At 46.8% G+C, this 16,101-nt stretch carries 17 protein-coding genes; 9 read left to right on the top strand and 8 right to left on the bottom strand.

What is annotated here, in order from left to right:
• The first annotated feature begins 180 nt into the window (after positions 1–180).
• From dnaB to L990_RS10385, 3 genes are all read left to right on the top strand, one after another.
• Entirely contained in the window at positions 181–1,695 is a 1,515-nt protein-coding gene (gene dnaB, locus L990_RS10395) for a replicative DNA helicase (protein ID WP_231562274.1), read from the top strand.
• A 243-nt stretch (positions 1,696–1,938) separates the two neighbouring features.
• The gene (locus tag L990_RS10390; RefSeq protein WP_047448575.1) at positions 1,939–2,421 is read left to right on the top strand and encodes a hypothetical protein; all 483 of its coding nucleotides are present in this window, start codon (positions 1,939–1,941) and stop codon (positions 2,419–2,421) included.
• A 122-nt stretch (positions 2,422–2,543) separates the two neighbouring features.
• Entirely contained in the window at positions 2,544–3,329 is a 786-nt protein-coding gene (locus tag L990_RS10385) for an alpha/beta hydrolase-fold protein (protein WP_047448866.1), read from the top strand.
• 60 nt (positions 3,330–3,389) lie between these two features.
• Here the strand turns inward: L990_RS10385 and L990_RS10380 are convergent, their stop codons facing one another.
• The 3 genes from L990_RS10380 to L990_RS10370 are packed head-to-tail and all read right to left on the bottom strand — an operon-like array spanning position 3,390 to position 5,486.
• On the bottom strand, positions 3,390–3,893 hold the full coding sequence (locus L990_RS10380; RefSeq protein ID WP_047448572.1) for a DsrE/DsrF/DrsH-like family protein: 504 nt from the start codon (positions 3,891–3,893) through the stop codon (positions 3,390–3,392).
• Between the two features lie 21 nt (positions 3,894–3,914).
• On the bottom strand, positions 3,915–4,226 hold the full coding sequence (locus tag L990_RS10375) for a TusE/DsrC/DsvC family sulfur relay protein (protein ID WP_047448569.1): 312 nt from the start codon (positions 4,224–4,226) through the stop codon (positions 3,915–3,917).
• Between the two features lie 30 nt (positions 4,227–4,256).
• Positions 4,257–5,486 (bottom strand): NAD(P)/FAD-dependent oxidoreductase, encoded by a 1,230-nt coding sequence (locus L990_RS10370; protein ID WP_047448565.1) that lies wholly within the window; start codon positions 5,484–5,486, stop codon positions 4,257–4,259.
• A gap of 203 nt (positions 5,487–5,689) precedes the next feature.
• Here L990_RS10370 and L990_RS10365 point away from each other — a divergent pair, with 203 nt between their 5' ends.
• Positions 5,690–6,388, top strand: coding sequence for a Crp/Fnr family transcriptional regulator (locus L990_RS10365; RefSeq protein WP_047448562.1), 699 nt, complete (start codon positions 5,690–5,692; stop codon positions 6,386–6,388).
• Positions 6,389–6,435: 47 nt separating this feature from the next.
• Here the strand turns inward: L990_RS10365 and L990_RS10360 are convergent, their stop codons facing one another.
• Together L990_RS10360 and L990_RS19980 are read right to left on the bottom strand one after the other, a co-directional pair.
• A complete protein-coding gene (locus L990_RS10360; RefSeq protein WP_197057272.1) occupies positions 6,436–7,164 on the bottom strand; it encodes a YjjG family noncanonical pyrimidine nucleotidase in 729 nt (242 codons plus the stop codon).
• Positions 7,165–7,366: 202 nt separating this feature from the next.
• Complete coding sequence (locus tag L990_RS19980) at positions 7,367–7,933, bottom strand: hypothetical protein (protein WP_156121493.1); 567 nt, start codon at positions 7,931–7,933, stop codon at positions 7,367–7,369.
• On the opposite strand from L990_RS19980, the gene L990_RS10355 reads away from it, so the two are divergent.
• The 4 genes from L990_RS10355 to L990_RS10340 all read left to right on the top strand — a co-directional run bounded on the left by L990_RS10355 (position 7,910) and on the right by L990_RS10340 (position 12,004).
• Entirely contained in the window at positions 7,910–8,617 is a 708-nt protein-coding gene (locus L990_RS10355) for a DUF6261 family protein (protein ID WP_047448559.1), read from the top strand. The genes L990_RS19980 and L990_RS10355 overlap by 24 nt on opposite strands.
• A gap of 315 nt (positions 8,618–8,932) precedes the next feature.
• Complete coding sequence (locus L990_RS10350) at positions 8,933–10,057, top strand: DEAD/DEAH box helicase (protein WP_052180906.1); 1,125 nt, start codon at positions 8,933–8,935, stop codon at positions 10,055–10,057.
• Between the two features lie 12 nt (positions 10,058–10,069).
• The gene (locus L990_RS10345; RefSeq protein ID WP_047448555.1) at positions 10,070–11,446 is read left to right on the top strand and encodes an NCS2 family permease; all 1,377 of its coding nucleotides are present in this window, start codon (positions 10,070–10,072) and stop codon (positions 11,444–11,446) included.
• 126 nt (positions 11,447–11,572) lie between these two features.
• Entirely contained in the window at positions 11,573–12,004 is a 432-nt protein-coding gene (locus tag L990_RS10340) for a hypothetical protein (protein ID WP_047448553.1), read from the top strand.
• 39 nt (positions 12,005–12,043) lie between these two features.
• On the opposite strand, the gene L990_RS10335 is transcribed toward L990_RS10340, so the two are convergent.
• From L990_RS10335 to L990_RS10325, 3 genes are read right to left on the bottom strand one after another with little or no spacing between them, the layout of a single operon-like run.
• Positions 12,044–12,784 (bottom strand): LytR/AlgR family response regulator transcription factor, encoded by a 741-nt coding sequence (locus L990_RS10335; RefSeq protein ID WP_047448550.1) that lies wholly within the window; start codon positions 12,782–12,784, stop codon positions 12,044–12,046.
• Positions 12,781–13,845: a sensor histidine kinase gene (locus L990_RS19230; RefSeq protein WP_052180905.1), complete on the bottom strand. Its 1,065-nt coding sequence runs from the start codon at positions 13,843–13,845 to the stop codon at positions 12,781–12,783. Before L990_RS19230 ends, L990_RS10335 begins: the two co-directional genes overlap by 4 nt.
• 10 nt (positions 13,846–13,855) lie before the next feature.
• Positions 13,856–14,626 carry a LiaF transmembrane domain-containing protein gene (locus L990_RS10325; RefSeq protein ID WP_081981672.1) on the bottom strand — a complete coding sequence of 257 codons (771 nt, stop codon included), beginning with the start codon at positions 14,624–14,626 and terminating at the stop codon, positions 13,856–13,858.
• A gap of 260 nt (positions 14,627–14,886) precedes the next feature.
• Here L990_RS10325 and L990_RS10320 point away from each other — a divergent pair, with 260 nt between their 5' ends.
• Positions 14,887–15,960, top strand: a complete 1,074-nt coding sequence (locus L990_RS10320) for an alkaline phosphatase (protein ID WP_047448548.1) — start codon at positions 14,887–14,889, stop codon at positions 15,958–15,960.
• Positions 15,961–16,101: the final 141 nt, after the last annotated feature.

Genomic DNA, 16,101 nt, shown 5'->3' with positions numbered 1-16,101 from the left:
AGCCTAAAGCCTAAATCCCTGTTAGTAAATTGTGAGTAATTAATCATAAAGAAGGCTGGGCCCCGCAAAAGCCATCCGATTTTGTAGCTACCTTTGCAATCTATCCGTAATTCGATGGCAAAAGGAAACTATAGTAAAAAAACACCTCCTACAACTAACGTTGCTACTGTTGGCTTGGAAATGGGAAAAATACCACCCCAAGCTCTTGATTTAGAAGAAGCAGTACTTGGGGCAATGATGCTGGAGAAGGACGCTGTTATCAACGTTCTGGACATCATTAAAACAGAGGCTTTCTACAAAGAGGCACACCAGAAGATTTATGCCGCTATCATTCGCCTTTCTACGCGAATGGAGCCTATTGATATATATACCGTTTCGCAGGAGCTAAAGAGAAATAACGAGCTCGACGAGGTGGGTGGTCCATACTACCTAACTCAGCTAACCTTAAAGGTTGGATCGGCGGCCCACGTCAGCTTCCACGCTAAAATCATAGCTCAAAAGTTTATCCAGCGCGAGCTAATCCGCATATCTAGCGACATTCAACGCCGCTCTTTCGACGAGACCATAGACGTGGAGGAGTTGTTAGATACCGCTCAGATGGACATCTTCAACCTCGCTGAGGGCAACGTAAAAAAGGAAGCCTTAAAGATGGATGCCATCGTAAAAGATGCAATTGCCCAGATTGAAGAGGCCTCAAAGCGTACCGACGGTTTAAGCGGGGTTCCTACAGGTTTTGTTGCTTTGGATAGGCTCACATCTGGTTGGCAACCATCCGACCTTATCATTGTGGCGGCACGTCCTTCTATGGGTAAAACCGCATTTACCTTATCAATGGCTCGTAATATGGCGGTTGACCACAAGAAACCGGTAGCATTTTTCTCTCTAGAAATGGGTGCCGTTCAGCTAGTCATGCGTCTTATCATTGGAGAAACTGGAATTGCATCGGACAAAGTAAAAAATGGTAGGCTTGAGCCCCACGAATGGACCCAGCTCGAGATGCGCATTAAAGACCTCAACGAGGCACCTCTTTTTATCGACGATACGCCTGCGCTGTCAATTTTCGAATTTCGAAGCAAGGTACGCCGCCTAAAAACCCAACACGATATTGCCATTATTATAATTGACTACCTTCAGCTAATGGTGGGACCTCCCGAAACAAGAGGTAACCGTGAGCAGGAGGTTTCGGTAATCTCGCGCTCACTAAAGGCAATTGCCAAGGAGTTAAATATCCCTATAATAGCCCTATCGCAGCTTAACCGTTCGGTAGAAACACGTGGAGGAAACAAACGCCCCCAACTTTCGGACCTTCGTGAATCGGGTGCGATTGAGCAGGATGCCGATATCGTTTCATTCATCCACCGCCCAGAATACTATGGTCATACCGAAGATGAGGAGGGAAACTCCCTGATTGGTATTGCCGAAATCATCGTTGCTAAGCACCGTAACGGTTCGGTTGACGACGTTCGACTCCGCTTCCAAAAGGAGGGTGCAAAGTTCCTCGACCTCGAAGACGGAGACATCAGCAACTACGCCAACCTTATACCGCAAGCTTCGCCGGGTATGGGTGGCGCTGATGCAGGTGGAGGTGCTGCAGTAACCTTTGGTTCGAAAATGAACAGCGACTTCCCCGCTGCTGGAGGTGGAGAATTTGACCTCGGCTTCAAAGGAGGTTTCCCTTCTGATGTTCCATTCTAGCATAAAATAGTCAAAGCGGGCTTAGCACCCGCTTTTTTATTACCCTTTTTGTAGAAACACCTCCACAACCTGACGACTTTTTGGAATAGTTCCACAATCTAAATAAAGAAGCATCCAGAGTAAAGATCTTTTAAGGCGTTTTATTTACAGCTGATTGTACCGCATCTAAAAAAATATGCCGCCACAGCCACCTTTTTGGCCTTTGCTTTGACCTACCCTTGCCTATAGAAACGTAAGATATATATGAAAAAGATCACAGCAACTTTGTTCGCCATTCTGCTAGCTGCAGGTTTGGCGTCAGCACAAAACCCTCTACCAAAGGGAAGAACTCAGATTAACGCAGGTGTTGGCTTGGCCGAAAAATCGATTCCTGTATACGTAGGGCTCGATCATGGAATTGGGAACGACTTCTCACTTGGCCTAGAAACGTCCTACCGAGACAAAAAGGACTACTACAACGTTTGGGGATTTTCAGGAAACTTCAACTACCACTTCAATCGTGTACTAAACATTCCTAGCACCTTCGATGTATACGCGGGGCTAAACGTAGGAGCGTACCTGTACAACTATTACGATTCGTACCACGACAATGACATGTCTTCTGTTGGCCTAGGCCTTCAAATCGGAGGACGTTACTACATAACACCAAACTTCGCCATCAATCTTGAAATAGGTGGAGGAAATGCTTTTTCGGGAGGCAAGTTTGGCGTGTCATTCAAGCTGTAAATGCATCTTAATTGCACAAAAAGAGGGAGGGTTTGCCTCCCTTTTTGCATTTACACCCGATTAAGCGCTTTGCAAAGCCTTCTGCTATGCGTATCTTTCGGACAAATCAGAAACAGAACACCATGAAGAGAGTATTAGGAACACTCATGTTGTCGGCAGCTTTAATTGCAGGTGCAAGCGCACAATCGTTCAACAAAAAAGAGTTTGTTGCAGCAAAAGGCGACACATTAAAGTATCAAGTATTACTTCCCGAAGGATATGATCAAGGAAAAAAGTACCCCTTGGTGATATTCCTACATGGATCGGGAGAAAGAGCCATGGACAACAACCTGCAGCTAAAACATGGATCGGCAATGTTTACCAACCCCGTAAACCTCGAAAAATACCCCTCCATTGTACTTTTCCCCCAGTGTCCAACCAACGGAAATTGGATTAAAACCTTCCCTAGCCGCAACGATCGTGGCGAGATGGACTGGAACAAGAGCACCAACGACAGCATTTCGCAACCTTTACAAGCCGTAAAAGAGCTTATCCAAAGCTACATTGCCAACGAAAAGGTAGATACAAAACGTGTTTACATTGTTGGCCTATCGATGGGAGGCATGGGCACCTTTGACCTTGTTGCCCGCAATCCGGAGCTATTTGCTGCAGCCATTCCTATTTGCGGAGGCGTTTATCCTCCCAGACTTAGCAATGCCGCAAAATCGGTTGCCTTTCGAATATACCACGGCGATGCCGATCAGGTTGTAGCCTGCAAAGGGTCGCGCGATGCCTACACCGCACTAAAAAAGTTTGGAGCAAAAGTTGAGTATGTAGAGTTTCCAGGAATAGAGCACAACAGCTGGACACCAGCATTTAACCAGCCCGATTTTATGGAGTGGCTGTACAAGCAAAAGAAGAAAAAATAGCAGCATAAAAATGGGCGCACTTCTAACATGCGCCCATTTTCTATTACAGTTTGCAAAGCTCTACGTAAAAATAATCTGAGTTCCCTGTCCTCCACAAAGTTCGTAGAACTGCCCTACGGTGATTATATCCTTAACATCATCACACAAATCCTCGCGACGAAGCTTAAACATATCGACCGCCAATTTACAGGCAAATATTTCACCTCCTCCTGCAGTAATCATTTCGATAAATTCAGGAACTGTTGGAATATCCAACTTCTCCATTTCCTGCCTCATCATCTTCGAGACACCTGCCTCGACACCTGGAATCGCCCCTAAAAGGGTTGGAAAAGGTAGTCCTCCAGGCATACGCATCGCCGGATTACCCACCGATGCCGTATGAAGATTACTCATTTGCTTTTTTGTAATGCCATCAAGACCAAAAAAAGTAAAAAACACCTTGGTTTCGATTCCTTCCATTACGGCTCCATTTGCCATAACAAGTGCTGCGTACACATCCTCTAGCGAACCTTTAGCACAGATGATGCATACCTTTTTTAATGGATATTCTTCGGTTGTTGTCATTGACGTAATTTTTATAAGCAACTATACACAGCTTAGTGGTTTTTTTAGCCCAGCCAACTTGGTGGCCAACTTAAGGGGGGCACCCGGAAACAGCTCGTAAAATCCTTTTATATCAACAATGCCCGACTTTCCGATACTACGAATGGTAAGCGCCTCGCCCTTTGCCACCCGCTCGCGAAGAAAGTCCATAACCTGATAATGCTTATCAGTTAGCTCCAAATTATTTTCTTTTGCAATGGCTGCGGCAACCTCCTTGTTCCACTGGTTGCTATTTTCGAAGTACCCTTCATTGTTTACCTCTACCATTACTCCTGCATACTCTTTTTGTGCCATCTTCGTTTGTTTTTATTATTGTTTTTCTAGTTAAACTCGCTTACCGGTCATGCTAAAGCGGTTGGATACGGGCATTTTTCGATCCTTCAAAAGAAACTCCCAGTAAATAGGCTTAAATGCCAGTTTCCCCCAGTGATTTATGCGGGTTACTCCCAGAAGCGTCATAGGACCAATGCCTGCCACGGGATATTCGCCAGGATAAGGCTCGTGGGTATAGTCAAAATCGATCAGCGTTGCCTTACCAAAACCTGTTTCAATAAAGCAGTTGGCATGCCCATCGAATTTATGAGCCAACGGTTGCCCTGCAATGTATGCCTTAAGATTTTCGAAAAGCACCTCCGATGCAAAGTGGGCTACCGAACCTGCCTTAGAAGTTGGAAGGTTGGCCGCATCGCCAATTGCAAATACGTTGGGCTTTATGGTCGATTGCAGCGTTTCCTTATCGACTACCACATAGTTCATATCATCGCCCAAGCCCGAAGAGGCGATTAGCTCGTCCCCAAGGTTTACCGGAACGACCACCAACGTATCAAACTCCACCTCACGTCCATCGTACGAACGAATAACGTTTTTTGCCTCGTCAACACCTTCCACGTAGAAGTCTGTCACCACATTAATTCGCTTCTCTTCCAGCAAAGCACCTAGCATTTTAGTCGCTATTGGCTTTGTAAAGGCTCCAGACATAGGGGTTGTAAAGAAAAGTTCGACCTTATCCCTTATTCCCTTTTTGGTAAAAAAGGCATCCGCAAGAAAAACAAACTCGAGCGGTGCAATGGGACATTTGTAAGGAAGCTCCGTGATAGTTACCACCAACTTACCTCCTTTAAAACTTTCGAAGTGCTCCGAAAGCGCCACAGCCCCCTCGAAGGTGTAAAAATCGAAGATATTCTTGTACCAACGATCGCCTAAGTACCCTGGCGTTTCGGACGGAGAAGGGACTGTACCCGTTGCCACAATAAGAATGTCGTAAACCAGCTCCTTGCCATCTCCATAGATAATGGTATTTCGGTCAGCGTCTATCTTGCCAATATCGGCAACTATAAAATTGACGCGCTTAGGCAGGTAGGCACTCTTCTTTTTAACCACATCCTTGGCCTTATACATGCCAAAAGGAATAAACAGGAAACCGGGCTGGTAGTAGTGGGTATTGTTCCTATCTAGGACTACAATCTCCCATTCCGATTTATCCAAGTACTTATCCATCTTATTTGCCATCATGGTGCCTGCGGTGCCAGCACCAAGAATTACGAATCTTTTCATCCTCTTAATTTTTTTGAATGTCCGGATGTAGAAACCGCTTCTTCCAAGATAAAATTTTCGTTACCTTTCGAGAAGTTACTCACCTGTACAACAGCGAATGTAGAATTATTGTTATTCTACATCCCCCTAAAAGAGTATGATTAAAATCATAGCATGATATTTATCATACAGGACGAGTCAAACCTTATACCTACAGAGTTAACATGGGAGAAAACGGCCATTTTTGTAGCTGCAAAGAGTGCGTTGTTAGGAACCTAATCTTTGAGCACGTTAGCGTAGACGAGCTGGCAGACTACTGCTCCTCAAAAACGGAGCGAACCGTCCGAAAGGGGGAAAAGATTGTGAGCGAAGGCGACCCGATATCCTCGTTCCTATACATTAAGAGCGGCCTGCTAAAGCTGCATCGGCACACGGCCGATCCATCGTACGATCAGATAATCTCCATTGCCAAGCCCTTCGACCTGATAAGCATTCTTTCGGTGTTTTCCGATACCAAGTACAACCTCTCGATTACCGCCATCGAGAATTCGGTAGTTTGCGAGTTCGACCTGGAAAAGATTAAGAATTTGGTGCGCACCAACGGAGAGTTTGCCCTAGACATGCTTGCGCGCATCAGCCGCACCACCGACAAAATTATCCGAAAGTACAACGACATCAACATAAAAAACCTGCGAGGCCGGATTGCCTACATCCTGCTGCTCTTTGCCGACGACATCTACCAAAGCCCCATATACGAGCTCCCGATATCGCGCAAGGAGATTGCCGAGCTCATTGGCATGTCCACCGAAAACGTCATCCGCATTCTTTCGGAGTTCCGGCGCGAGCACATCATCAAAATTAACGGTAAGGAGATAGAAATTGTGGATAAGGATATTTTGAAGCTGATTTGCCTACACGGCTAGCGAATAAAAAAGTCCCGATGGCAAACGCTACCGGGACTTGCTGTATCTTATAGGATGGATTTTAGCTCGGCCAAATCCCGTATTTCGTGCGTCGGATCGAACTTCTTACCCGCGTTGATGGGGTTGTAGAACACCTGGTCGATGCCCGCGTTGCGCGCCCCAACGATGTCGACCCCAAAATCGTCGCCCACCATGAGCACCTGCGAGGGCTTGCAGCGGGCCACCTGCAGCGCGTGCTCAAACACGCGGACATCGGGCTTCTGGAAGCCAACATTCTCGGAGGTTAGCATCGTATCGAAGTACTTTTCGAGCCCGCAGGCCTTAAGCTTTACCCACTGCACCTCGTTAAAGCCGTTGGTGATGATGCTCATGCGGTAGCCGCGCTGCTGCAGGTAGTCCATCACCTCGATGGCGTTGGGCATCAGCGCCGTTTTGGTGGGGCTATCGGCAATGTAGCGCGCATCGAGCGTCGAGGCCAGCGCATCGTCCTTCACCTTTACCGACTTTAGCGTTAGCCTAAAGCGGAGGCTGCGCAGCATCGCCTTTTCGATGCGCCCGTTGCGGTACTCGGCCCACAGGCGCTCGTTGTGCTGCCGGTAGGTGGCATGAAAGACCTCGAACGAGGGGAAGTGCTGGTCGAGGTGAAACTCGAAAAACAGGTCCGAAAGCGTGCGCTCGGCGTTCGATTCAAAATCCCAAAGCGTGCGGTCGAGATCGAAAAATAGGTGGGTATAGGGTTTGGCTCCAAGCATTCTGATGATAGATTTCCATTTCATAGGGCGCAAATTTAGGCTATTTGCCGAATTTTCATCATCCAACCGCCCCTTTTTGCGGCCAGCATCCGCCATCCCCCACCCCCAATACATCCTCAACACGAGGCCTCCGGCCGCCTTGCGCCAAATATTTATCCGTAAAAATTTGTTTGTTAATTTTAATTAGCTATATTCACACCGTTAAAGTCCGCTAACACCAAGAAGATTACCGCGAAGTAAAAGGACCGGCGAAGTATACGCCATGCGAAGAGTATCGCAACGTGCAGTAAGGATAGCACCAGTAGAGGAACCAGGAAAGCGATGTTGCCCAACATCCGTGAGAATATGTAAAGTGAAGGCGTTCCCAACAACAACCGTGGTGCTGTGATGGTAGAGCAGTACTCCTCCCTAAAAACATTTGAGCAAGGAGGCCGATGTAGGCCGTCCGATTACAGTCGGACGTACCAACGGCACCCATAAAGTGCTTCCGACAGCAGTCGGAGGTACCAACCGATGCCCCATTGTGCTTCCGACTACGACCGGAAGTACCCTTTGGATCGAAAAGCACGTCCGACCGTAGTCGGAGGTAGCTCAAGGCACCCCAAAGCGCTTCCGACTGCGGTCGGAGGTAGAAAAAGGCATCACGAAGAGCCTCCGACTGCGGTCGGAAGCGAGCAGCAGCACGAACGGGGTATCCGACGGCAGCGTCGGGGTTAGGCCTCTCTAATGAAATAGCAAAAAGAATAGAACGAACTAAAAACGACTCGCCATGGGAAAGCTCAACATGACACATTTTGCGGTAGCCGACATTAGCAGCGTATGCCGCGTTATTGTAGAGGAAGCAGGAAAGTGTACTATCCCCGAGGCAAAAAGCCACGAAACCTACACCACCTTTGCGGCCAACCACACCGAATATCAGGGTAGCCTAACGCGCGATAAGAGCAGCGAAAGCTCGCCCAAGGTGGTGCTGGCCGACAAGCGTAGGGACAGGGCCGCGTCGGGAATATTCCGGGTGGTAGACGGGCTAACCTACTCGCCCAACCCCGATATCGCCCGCAAGGCCGAAACGCTGAGCCTGCGCTTGGACAAGTTTACGGGCATCCAGCCGCTACCCAACACCCAGGAGTCAACCGAAATTAGAATGCTAACCGCCCTGCTCGACGAGCCGGACAACGCCGCCCTGGCGAAGGACCTCGGCCTGGAGCCGTACGTGGCGGAGCTCAAGGCCGCCGAGGCCGAGTTTACGCAGGAGTGGAACCAGCGCGAGGCCGACGTTGCCGACTTCCGCAACAGCCTATCGGCCTCCACGCTGCGCCGTAAGATGGAAAAATCGATCAACCGCTACTACGACTTCGTGCTATACAACGCCGAGTTTAGCGGCAAGCCCGAGTGGCGCTCGCTGCAGCAGCAAATCTTCAGCCGGTTCCTAACCATCAGGCAAAAGTACCAGGACGGTAACCCCGCCGACAAGCAGTAGAACTCAATATTCCTTTATATTCCAACAGCCACAGCCCACTCCTTCCGGACGAAAGCGGTGGGCTGATCTTTTGGGAGGATGGCGCGCAAGGGCGTATCCTCCCCCTTTTTTTATCCCAGCCAGCACCCCGTGCGCCGCAAATCGGCCGTTGCCCCCTGTCCCAGCCGCCCCTGCCACAAAAAAATGGCGCCCGCAAACGCCAACCTCCGCATTTTAAGGGGGGATATGAGCAACATGGTAAAACAATAGCTCACGTGTGATGTCGTACGTACTACATTTATTCCTATTTTTGCGGATAACTAAATACTACAGAACTTGGAGTTTAACGAACTAAATTTAAGTAGCGGCGTTTTAGAGGGGCTAGATGCCATGAACATTACGAAGCCTACCCCCGTTCAAGAGCTAGCTATACCGGTAATACTCGACGACAAAGACCTTATAGCCTGCGCGCAAACAGGAACAGGAAAAACGGCCGCCTTCGTACTCCCCGTCATACATAAGCTCGCCAACAGGCAGAGCCACAACAAGGCCACCACGCTCATCTTAGTCCCCACCCGCGAGCTGGCCATACAGATAGACCAGCAGATAATGGGCTTCAGCTACTTCACCCCCGCCACCTCGGTGGCCGTGTACGGCGGAAACGACTCGATGCTGTGGGAGACCCAGAAGGCCGCCCTGATTAACGGCGCCGACATCATCATCGCCACCCCGGGCCGGCTGATCACCCACCTCAACTTCGACTACTTTAAGCTGGATGGGATTGAGCACTTCATCCTCGACGAGGCCGACCGAATGCTCGACATGGGATTTCAGGAAGACATCACCGCCATCGCCGCCAAGCTGCCGGCCAAAAGGCAAACCGTCATGTTTTCGGCCACCATGCCCGACAAGATTCGCAAGCTGGCCAAGAAGATCTTAAACAACCCCGTCGAGATCAACCTGTCGACCTCCAAACCCGCCGAAAATATTCTACAGGCCGTATGCATGGCCGAAGACCCCGAAAAGTACAGCATCCTCCTCAAGCTGCTACAAGGTAAAACCGACATCAAAAGCGTAGTCATCTTCTCCTCCACCAAGTCAAAAGTAAAGCAGATCGAAAAGACGCTTAAGGCGGCACACATGAACGTTGGTGCCATCCACTCCGACCTCGAGCAGAAGGAGCGCGAGGCGGTAATGCTTCGCTTCCGCTCGCGCGAGCTGCAGCTGCTGGTGGCCACCGACATCATCGCCCGCGGTATTGACGTGGAGAATATCGACCTAGTGGTAAACTTCGATGTGCCCCACGATCCGGAAGACTACGTGCACCGTGTAGGCCGTACCGCCCGCGCCCAAGCCGACGGCGTGGCCATGACCTTTGTCAGCAAAAAGGAAAGGCGCCAGCTGGACCTGATAGAGAAGTTTCTTGGAACCAAGATTTATCAATACCGTTATCACTTATAAACCCTAACACTTATGTTGGAGAAATTATTTAAGCTTAAGGCGCAAAACACAAACGTGAAAACCGAAATCGTTGCGGGGATCACCACGTTTGTTACCATGGCTTACATCCTTTTTCTTAATCCGAACATCCTTTCGGGAACTGGGATGCACCCCAACGCCATTTTCTTTGCAACCGCTGTAGCGGCAGGAGTCGTATCCATCGCAATGGGACTTGTAGCCAACTTCCCTATTGCCCTTGCTCCTGGTATGGGACTTAACGCCTTTTTTGCAGCTATCGCCGTACAGGGCGTAGGAATGCCTTGGCAAGCTGCCCTTGGTGCCGTATTCATTTCGGGGATTATTTTCATCATCCTTACGGTTACCAAAGTTCGCCAGCTGCTGGTGGTGGCCGTTCCCAACTCGCTAAAGGTGGCCATTACCGTGGGTATTGGTCTATTTATTACTGTAATCGGAATTAAGCTTTCCGAAATTATGGTGGTAAAAGCGTCGCTTATCCCTCCAACCATACAACAAATTACGGCTGCTCCGAACATGCCCGCCACGCTTAAGTTCTTCGAGTGGAACATCGGGTTGGGCAACTTCAGCAATCCAGCCATGTCGCTAGCCATCATCGGGCTGTTTATCTCGGTGCTGCTTATGGCGCTTCGCGTAAAGGGATCGCTGCTTATCGGAATTATAGCCACTACCCTCATCGGAATTCCAATGGGCGTAACTCAAATTCCTGAAAACTTTACCCCATTTGCGCTACCCGACTTCTCGAACCTAGCAGTAGGTGCGCTCGATATTAAGGCTGCCCTCAACATGGGTATTTGGACCGTCGTATTTACCTTCACCTTTGTGGAGCTATTCGACACCTTCGGAACGCTTGTAGGTACAGCCCGCAAGGCCAACCTGATAGACGAGAAGGGTAACTCGCCCAAAATTGGCAAGGCAATGCTCGTTGATGCTTTTGGGGTATCGTTTGGTGCATTCTTAGGAACATCAACCATTACTGCTTACGTAGAAAGCGCTGCAGGTATTGGCGAAGGAGGAAGAACGGGGCTTACCGCCGTAACAACTGGGGTTCTTTTTCTTTTAGCCCTAGTGCTAGCCCCTCTTGCGCTACTTATTCCTAGCGCCGCAACCGCACCAGCACTTATCATTGTTGGTTTGCTTATGGTATCGAGCATTAAAGAAATCGACTTTAACGACTTTACCGAAGGATTTCCTGCCTTCATTACCTTTATTATGATGCCTTTCACCTACAATATCGCCAACGGTATTGCAGCAGGTATCGTTTTCTACACTGCATTAAAAGTTTGCACCGGTAAATGGAAACAGGTACACTGGATGATGTACATCCTTTTTGTGCTAGTCGTTGTCCGCTACATTTTCTTGGCCGAACATTAGAATTATACAAGAATATATCAAAAGGCTACCTAAACGGGTAGCCTTTTTGCGTTTAAAAACGAACCATACATCTAAAAATCTTATAAATTAGCAGCCAGCATTACCCTACTAGTAACAGGTATAAATATGGAAGACACCCAGAAAAAACAGGGAGTATGGCTTAATCGTCAAACTCTACAGCACCTAGAGGTAACTCGTAGGTGGACTCTTTTTCTATCAGCTGTTGGATTTTTAGTTATCGTGGTAATACTGGCTATTGGAGCCTTTGTAGGCAGCTCGTTTAGCCTAATGTCACCATACTATTCTGTTCCAGGAGAGCTAATCTTAGGCTTTTACCTAATAGTTGGTGTTCTGTACCTTATCCCAGTTTACCATTTAGCTCGATTTTCGGCACATACAAAAAAAGCGATTGCTCAAGAATCCACAGAGCGAGCAGAAAAGGCTTTTAGGCATCTAAAGCGAATGTTTATTTCATTTGGACTTCTCTCTATTATTATTCTTATAGTTTATCCCATAATATTAGTCGGAGCTTACCTGTCATTTCTCCCTAAATTTTAAGGAATAAAAGAAAAGCGGAGACAAGCTCCGCATTTCTTTCTATATATTAAGCATCTCCTTCAGGGCCTTATATCCCGCATTGCTTGCCTTAACCTGTGCGCCATTTTTGAGCTTAATAAGGTAGCTTTCCTTTTCAAACAGCTCTATTCGGCTAATTTCATTTACGTTTATGATATACGAACGATGGATACGAATAAATGTATTAGGATCCAGATGCTGCTCGAAATACTTCATCGTCTTTTCCTTTAAGAATCGCCCCTCCTTCGTGTGGATTACCACGTAATCGCCTTCCGATTCCAAAAATATAACCCCACTAACAGGTATAACCTCTATACGGCTGCCCGATTTTACCGCAATACGCTGTAAAATTTCCGTTTTCCCCTCAGCCAAGGCAATCACCTCGCTATAGTTCTGATCAATCTGGTTGGAAATACGAGCCATTACCTTACGAACCGCTTCGGCGAATCGCTCGCGAGAGAACGGCTTCAAAAGGTAATCTACAGCATTTTCGTCGAATGCCTTGATCGCGTAGCTATCGTATGCTGTTGTAAAAATTACATGCGGTTTATGCTCTATAATTTCGAGCAACTCAAATCCCGATATCTTCGGCATCTGAACGTCCAAGAAAATCATCTCAGGCCTGTGCTCGTTAATACACTTTGCGGCAGAAAGGCCATCTTCGCACTCTCCTACAATTTCAACATCCGTAAAATCGGAAAGAAACTTACGAACCAGTAACCTTGCTGGCTCCTCATCATCTACTATTAACGCCCGTATCATTTGCCTCTACTTTTTACAGGTGGTATAATAAGCGTAACCTCAAATTGCTGATTTTCGTTCTTTATGCGCAGTAGCGTTTCGTTCTGGTAAATAAGTTTAAGCCGCTCTGCTATATTTCGGAGTCCAATTCCGGCGCCTGCAACCATTGGTGCGCCAATCTGATAGTTATTTTTTATGGAAACAATTAAAACATCGTCATCCATAAATGCCCTTGTTTCGATCAAAATTGGCTCTGTACTTTCGTACACTCCATGCTTGATGGCGTTCTCGTAGAGAGGCTGAAGAATCATCCCTGGAATGGCAGCCTCTACAGAATCATCATCGATATCAAATTTGTACTGAAGCTTAGAACCAAACCTCGTTTTCTCGATATCGAGATAACGGTGAATATTATCGATTTCTCTCCCGAGTGTTGCCATTACCGATTTCTCTTGCGATACGGTATAGCGCATGTAATCTGACAACTTTATAACCATTTCTTGTGCCCGCTCGGCATCAACCATTGTTAGCGAACTTATGGAGTTTAGGCTATTAAAAAGGAAATGAGGATTGATTTGAGAACGAAGCATACTTATTTCAACCTCCTTCAAAGAGCGCTGTAGCTGCATTTCCTTTTCGTGCTTACTTCGTAAATCGTTGGCATACATATGAAGATAGTAGGCCATAACAACTATTGTATAGCCCATAACGCCCTGCAAAACAACAAAAGGTAAATGATCTTCGACAGGGATCGACGCCGTTTTTCCATTAGGGAAGAAAAAGACATCAACATTATAGCTTATGCTAAACCAAACCACAATAAATATAGCAGCAGTTGCCAAATGGTTCAGCATAAAAGCACTCCACGAACGCTGCTCGCGGCAGCTGCTAACGGTATACCATAACGGAAGCGAAAGGATTGCAAAAACTAAGCAGAAAATCAAATTTCCGCCTAGCAGCTCTGCAATAGGAGCATTGCCATAGAAATACCCTAAAAAGCTATTCAAGGTAAATATGAATGCCCAAATAATGACATACCCGTATGCAAGAACTTTATTGTTTGTAAGTGGATGGCTAATCATCTAGCAAGGTTTAAACACTTTTTATTTCGCCACCACCAAACACGCAAACACCTTTAACTACAAGAACTTTTTTGTTTTCGCCAACGCTTGTTCTTACGTAGCTACGCTTATCGCTAAATCCTCCAAGAATAGAAACAACCTCAACATGAACTTCCCAGTCAGAAGGCACAAAAAGGGTGACACCGCCAAACACGCAAATGGTCTCGATCATTGCTGTGTCGCCATCTATGATTGCCTGAGACAAATCAACCTCGGCCCCGCCAAAAATATTCACAAACTTACCACCTCTAAACTTCGAATTCATTTTGCGCTTCGACCCTCCAAAAAGGTTGAAATCCTCAACATATCCATCCACATTCGGAGTTGCAGTCGTAGTATTTGTAGCACCATCTTCACCCATTCTGCTATGCCTAAAGTAGTCATAACGTTCCCTTGGCGCTCTTCCAAAAGAATGCTTTAGTATCACCAAAACACCAGCACCAATGAGCAGCAAAGGCCAAAACATGCTAAAGAAGTTGAAAGGGAAGAATATAATTTTGGGGATTAAGAAAAAGCCTCCTACCATTATCAAAATTAGCCCGGCCACAAAGCTGTCCTTACTAAATAAATTCACAACACCTATAGCCATCAGAAGCATGGGCCAAGTAAAAAGCCAATCTTTAACTTCTGGCGTAATAAGATTCATCTTATCGAGCATAAATATTATACCTGCAGCAATAAGAGTAAGGCCCAGTACAATCTTCTTCATCGTATTGGAATGGGAACAGCATGAATGTTTCATATAACGGCGATTAAGTTCAACAAATTTGATAGTTCAAAACTAAACCTATAATTGCAATACCTCAATAGGAAATCGACTAATTACATCCTTTTTTGGACGAACTGCCAATTTCCCCCGTTAAGATATGACCATACATACTTCAACAACGCGAGACACACAATAGCTATCATGGTATTAATTTTTCGTTAAACACTCCCTTTTTAAAGAAAAAAGGAGAACTTAGCACGCCTAAAGACGTTTTGTCAAAAACTAAAATATTTATGAGAAGAATACTCGTTGCCATCCTCGCATTAGGAGCAATTGCAGCTCAAGCTCAAAAAGCGCCTAAAAACGTTATCATCATGATAGGCGATGGAATGGGATACAACACCGTCGCCCTTAGAATTCTAGACACCAAGGGAGCATCCAACTTCGAGCGCTTTAACAGCATAGGCTCTATCAAAACCTACTGTGCCGATGGAAAAATCACCGACTCGGCAGCTGGCGGTAGCGCATTTGGCATTGGAGAGAAAACCTACAATGGAGCCGTTGGCGTTGATGTGAACAAAACCATCAAGCCAAACCTCATGGAGGTTGCCCAGAAAAACAACGCAGCGACAGGTATCGTAGTAACCTGCGCTCTAACGCACGCCACTCCTGCGGCCTTCTCGGCACATCAGCCCAATCGTAGCATGGGCGAAGAGATTGCCAACGATATTGCCAACGCCAATATCGACTTGCTTGTTGGTGGAGGCATGAAGTACTTCGCAAAAAGAAAAGACGGCAAGGATCTTATCCAAAAAGTAAAAGACAGAGGATACTCCGTATACACCGATACCAGCTCCTACTTCGCCTCTCAAAACAAAAAGTCGATGGTTATTCTTGCCGACGACCACATGAAGGCTGCCAATAAGGACAGAGGAAACTACCTGCCCCGTGCAGTAGAAAAAACCATCAACCTTTTAAACGAAAACAAAAAGGGCTTTGTAATGATGGTTGAAGGCTCGCAAATAGACTGGGCTTGCCATGGTAACGACACTGAAATGCTTAGAGCCGAAATGGCCGATTTCGACAAAACCATTGGAGTTGCTCTAGATTTTGCAAAAAAGGATAAAAACACCCTTGTGCTCGTTTTTGCCGACCACGAAACAGGCGGAGTTACCCTTCCTCCTGTCGAAACGAACAGCCTAAGCGAGGAATACGGCGACTACACCGTTAAGTACTCTACTGGCGCGCACAGCGGAACCCTAATTCCCGTATTTGCCTACGGTCCTGGAGCCGAAACCTTCCAAGGAATCTACGAAAACTACGAGATCTTCCACAAAATTTTAAAGCTTAAAGGCTGGAAAAAATAGCACCACATAGCAAAATCCCCAACCATAAACCGGTTGGGGATTTTTATTTCCATCAACCCTCCGCCCCTACATTGCCTTTTCTGAAACATTAAGTTCTAATTAGTAGAGATTTCTGCCATATATTCGGCAATTTGGGGGAAA

It is taken from the genome of Alistipes sp. ZOR0009 (genome assembly GCF_000798815.1).
Classification (GTDB): domain Bacteria; phylum Bacteroidota; class Bacteroidia; order Bacteroidales; family ZOR0009; genus Acetobacteroides.
This window is presented reverse-complemented; position numbering and strand designations above follow the sequence as displayed.